The sequence below is a fragment of the Citrobacter sp. S55_ASV_140 genome (assembly GCF_018919505.1).
Lineage (GTDB): Bacteria > Pseudomonadota > Gammaproteobacteria > Enterobacterales > Enterobacteriaceae > Citrobacter > Citrobacter werkmanii.
Genome location: NZ_JAHLQZ010000293.1, coordinates 1 through 3529, shown reverse-complemented (window position 1 = coordinate 3529; position 3529 = coordinate 1). Strand labels below are relative to the sequence as shown.

The window sequence follows — 3529 nt, the reverse complement described above, 5'->3', positions numbered from 1 at the left end:
TTGCTGAAATATGCCGTTGCTGGCATTCAGTTCTTTTAAATAGACTTCGCTTGTCAGGACAAATTCTTGGTTGCCGTCATGCTTGATGAACAGGATGAGATTAGCCACCAACAAACATTGCATACCCGTCAGATACTCACGCTGCAACCGCTCCACATTGCTTATTTTCAGTTTGAGCGCTTCCCGGAGATCGTCAGATCCAAACCAACTGGTTGGTTCAAATTGTTCAATTTCTCGATATGCCTGAGTGATATCCTTTTCAAGATGCTTAACCTGCGAGCGTACTTCCTGCGCGCTTTTGGCCAGGTTGAGTAGTGACTCTTTGGTGATAATGTCATTACGGCTCAGTAATAAACCGATAATATTGAGATGTTCATGGAAAGCCTGGATCTTCGCGAGGCGCGATTGTTCAAGATGGCTTTTAATCGAATCGATCTTTTGTTCGATGATCCGCAGTCTCTCATTAATATCGGCAAGATGTTTTTGGGCCAGAAGTTGTGACGCGATATTAAAAACCAGGCTGGCATTGACCAGCGACTTCAGATTTTCAGCTTCGTGAAATCGGGCTTGCGCGCCAATTTTGTTGGTGTCTGGATTAAGTACCGCGCCGATTGCTCCGCTGCCATCTTTCGCCTGTACCAGTTGGCTGTATTCGAAAGAACAGGTCATTAATTGTGTCGCGTTACCTGCAAAGGCAGTGGCGACGGTGGGTACGCTACTGAGCCAGTGGTTCAAGAGTGAAATGCTGCTGGGATCAAGTTCCGTCTGCGAGTCCTGTTGCGTAATATCTTGCCAGTATCCAGGCTGGCTGTGTATTTTCACCAGGGGATTATTTTGCGCGTCGACGATGTCCACCTCGAAGGCCGCTTCTTGCTCAGCTATCTGATTGTTGTTCGCTAAAGTTGACATAGGGTGAATTCTGCTGGGTTAGTTACGGTATTTTTACTGCGCTACTTTGGGCGAGTAAAGCATGTTGAGCATCGCGATATGGGCAATGAAAGGAATTGTTACCCGGTATGCCTCCCCAAGCGTTTGGTTAGCAAGGCCAATCGTACTGACGATAGCAGTGACGGGATGTAAGCGGAGTGCGGCAAATGCCGCTACGCTTGCCGCAGTTGACAGGCCGATAACAACCCCTTTATCGTTGATGCGCAGATTATCCTGCATCTTGAAAAAACCGGAGACAACTTTCGTTTCTGTGCAGCGCTCCCAACGTTCATGATCGGCTAATGACTGCCAGTCATCACCAAACAAACTTAGGACGATTTCCCGCTCTTTTGTGGCGTTATTTTTTTTCTTGCTGTCTTTGCCATTGAGCTTTTTATGAACATCGGTTAATAACTCAGAATAAGGCAACGGCTCACTGCGGAAAATATTAACGAGCGAGTGTCCGCCATATTCCTGCAATTCATGTAGCAGATGCCGCAGACCATGCTCGCTGTAATCCCGTTCTGCCTTCTCTTCGAGTAGTAAGTCCTTAACGGACGATGATAATGCTACCCGGCCCTTGCCGTTGTCTGTCAGAACGTCGACCAGATAGTCAATGTGATTGAGGGAGGTTTTTTTCAGTAACGACAGGATATGTGGGTCACATTTGACCGGTTGTTCCATTTTTATGGATTCCTTCATCATGAATAACGTATAGAAAACGATAGAGAGTATTGTACAGATATGTTGGGGAGGGGGGGAGGTTGTTTTTTGTAGCCTGTAATGTGAGACCTGGAAACATGTAACGATGATGATATTTACGGTCTCCTTTTTAGCATTTAATTTTTAAATTTTATTTAAGAGTGGGCTTTTAAGCTATTAATCAACGCTAATGCGGCCCAGCAGAGGAAATACCCCCGGTCAGCGTATTTTAATCGACAATCGACCTGGTCGGTGCGGCGAAACGGGGGGCGAGAGTAGTTAACAATATTGTCAGCGATGATTTTGCCGTTAGGGATCACCACCTTTTTACTATCAGCGGTGAGTAGGGTGGTTGAGAAAAGATGCACTTTTTCAACTGTCCCGGTGACAGTGCCAATCTGCACGATTTCTTCGGCGCGGAAAGGTCGCAGGGAAACCAACAATACACCAGCGGTGATGTTGGATAGCATCGCTGTGCCCAGTGAGTCATTCAATACCGCTTCGAATTTTCGGGAATAATGTAAAACCCTGCATCGTATTACCTTGTTGAATATAAAAAGCCAAAATCTTATATATATGTAATTACATTTTAAATATTAATGTGTGCGTTATTTATATTAACTAATGCTATCGGTGAGTGACTATTTGAACTGTATTTACGTTTATTATCTCCAATACACAGAAACATAGTAACTCAGTGCGAATAGTGTGGTGACGAGGAGCGAAAATATTGCGCAATTGTACGGAAATCAAAAAATGATTTGCTGGGGGAGTATGTGGCATTATAAAAGTAGTGACGGGAGGGAACACAAATCCCTTACCGGATGGTTAACTGTCAGACGATTAGCCATCCGGTAAGGAATCTTGAGGGTCAGGACATCAACGCGGTCTGCGAGCGATTAACGTGGGGCTGTTTGTGCTGGGGAGGTCTGTTGCGGCAGGGTTAGCTGCTGAGATTCTTTTTTGTCCTGGTGGTGATGCCACGCACCAATGGCGGAGTAGACGAAGCGTCCGAAGAAGAAGAGGAAGCTGATAAGCAGTACGATCCGGATCATGCGACTGTTAAATCGGTGTCGTTTGCGTAGGCTGGTAACCTGGCTCACAAAAGGTTCCTTGTAGTGTACCCGACATGGGCGATACTCACATTAAGGCATACTGTGAGGGAATGGTCAATTCTTCGTTATGTAAAATTGCTTCAGTTGTTTTATCCCCTTATGTTATGGAAATTAATATGATTATTTGCGCGAATAATGAATTAACGATAAAAAATAATGAAAAGAGTAATAATTGATTAATGAGGGGCATTTTTTTTGATATGTATCAAACGTCGGCCTTTGCTGACAACTAGAATTGATGAATCAATATGATGTATTACTTTAACGATTTAAAGTCAGGTGGGATGCCTGTCTGAATACCCCCTACAGGATGTGTGGGATTCTACTGAGCATCTATGAAACTCAATAAAAAATATATTGGTATTAGAGATAGATGGTGGGCGTTACCTCTCATCTTGCCTTCTTTGCTGTTGCCTATATTGAGCACTGCCAACACCTATGCCCATATTAGTACGGGGACCGTAATACTTTTCTATCTGCCATTGGCGCTGATGATTAGTCTGATGCTCTTTTTTGGCTGGGCGGCATTGCCAGGAATTATCATTTCCATAATCTGGTATAAATATCCGCAGGTTGGACTATTTGAAACACTCTCAATAATTTCTCACTTTATAGTTACGCTAGTGCTTAGTTGGGGCGGGTATAAGGTATTCGTTCCCCGACGCAACAATGTTTCCCACGGCGATTCTCACCTGATGTTTCAGCGAATGTTCTGGCAGGTGTTCTGCCCGGCAACGCTGTTTCTGATTCTCTTCCAGTTTGCCGCCTTTGTGGGCGTCTATGAG

5 protein-coding genes and 1 pseudogene are annotated in these 3529 nt (G+C 44.6%); 2 read left to right on the top strand and 4 right to left on the bottom strand.

The genetic code is table 11. From position 1 onward, the window contains the following. The 4 genes and pseudogenes from KQJ18_RS22645 to KQJ18_RS22630 all read right to left on the bottom strand — a co-directional run. Positions 1-909 (bottom strand): hypothetical protein (locus tag KQJ18_RS22645; RefSeq protein WP_216422804.1); only part of this gene is annotated, 909 nt, incomplete at its 3' end. Positions 910-942: 33 nt separating this feature from the next. Continuing rightward, a complete protein-coding gene (locus KQJ18_RS22640) occupies positions 943-1611 on the bottom strand; it encodes a hypothetical protein (RefSeq protein WP_085049260.1) in 669 nt (222 codons plus the stop codon). Positions 1612-1883: 272 nt separating this feature from the next. Beyond that, positions 1884-2114 (bottom strand): annotated as a pseudogene (locus KQJ18_RS22635) (mechanosensitive ion channel domain-containing protein); the annotation flags it as partial. A 414-nt stretch (positions 2115-2528) separates the two neighbouring features. After that, positions 2529-2732 carry a YfgG family protein gene (locus tag KQJ18_RS22630; RefSeq protein ID WP_071888163.1) on the bottom strand — a complete coding sequence of 68 codons (204 nt, stop codon included), beginning with the start codon at positions 2730-2732 and terminating at the stop codon, positions 2529-2531. Between the two features lie 26 nt (positions 2733-2758). Here KQJ18_RS22630 and KQJ18_RS24755 point away from each other — a divergent pair, with 26 nt between their 5' ends. Both KQJ18_RS24755 and KQJ18_RS22625 read left to right on the top strand, forming a co-directional pair. Beyond that, complete coding sequence (locus KQJ18_RS24755) at positions 2759-2920, top strand: hypothetical protein (protein WP_223229544.1); 162 nt, start codon at positions 2759-2761, stop codon at positions 2918-2920. A 159-nt stretch (positions 2921-3079) separates the two neighbouring features. After that, positions 3080-3529, top strand: a 450-nt coding sequence (locus KQJ18_RS22625; protein WP_216422803.1) for an MASE1 domain-containing protein, incomplete at its 3' end; no start/stop codon positions are given.

What these genes read in the sequence shown, in the direction of transcription:
- KQJ18_RS22640 (WP_085049260.1), bottom strand. Translation starts at nt 1,611, where the DNA reads ATGGAACAACCGGTCAAATGTGACCCACATATCCTGTCGTTACTGAAA.
- KQJ18_RS24755 (WP_223229544.1), top strand. Translation starts at nt 2,759, where the DNA reads ATGGGCGATACTCACATTAAGGCATACTGTGAGGGAATGGTCAATTCT.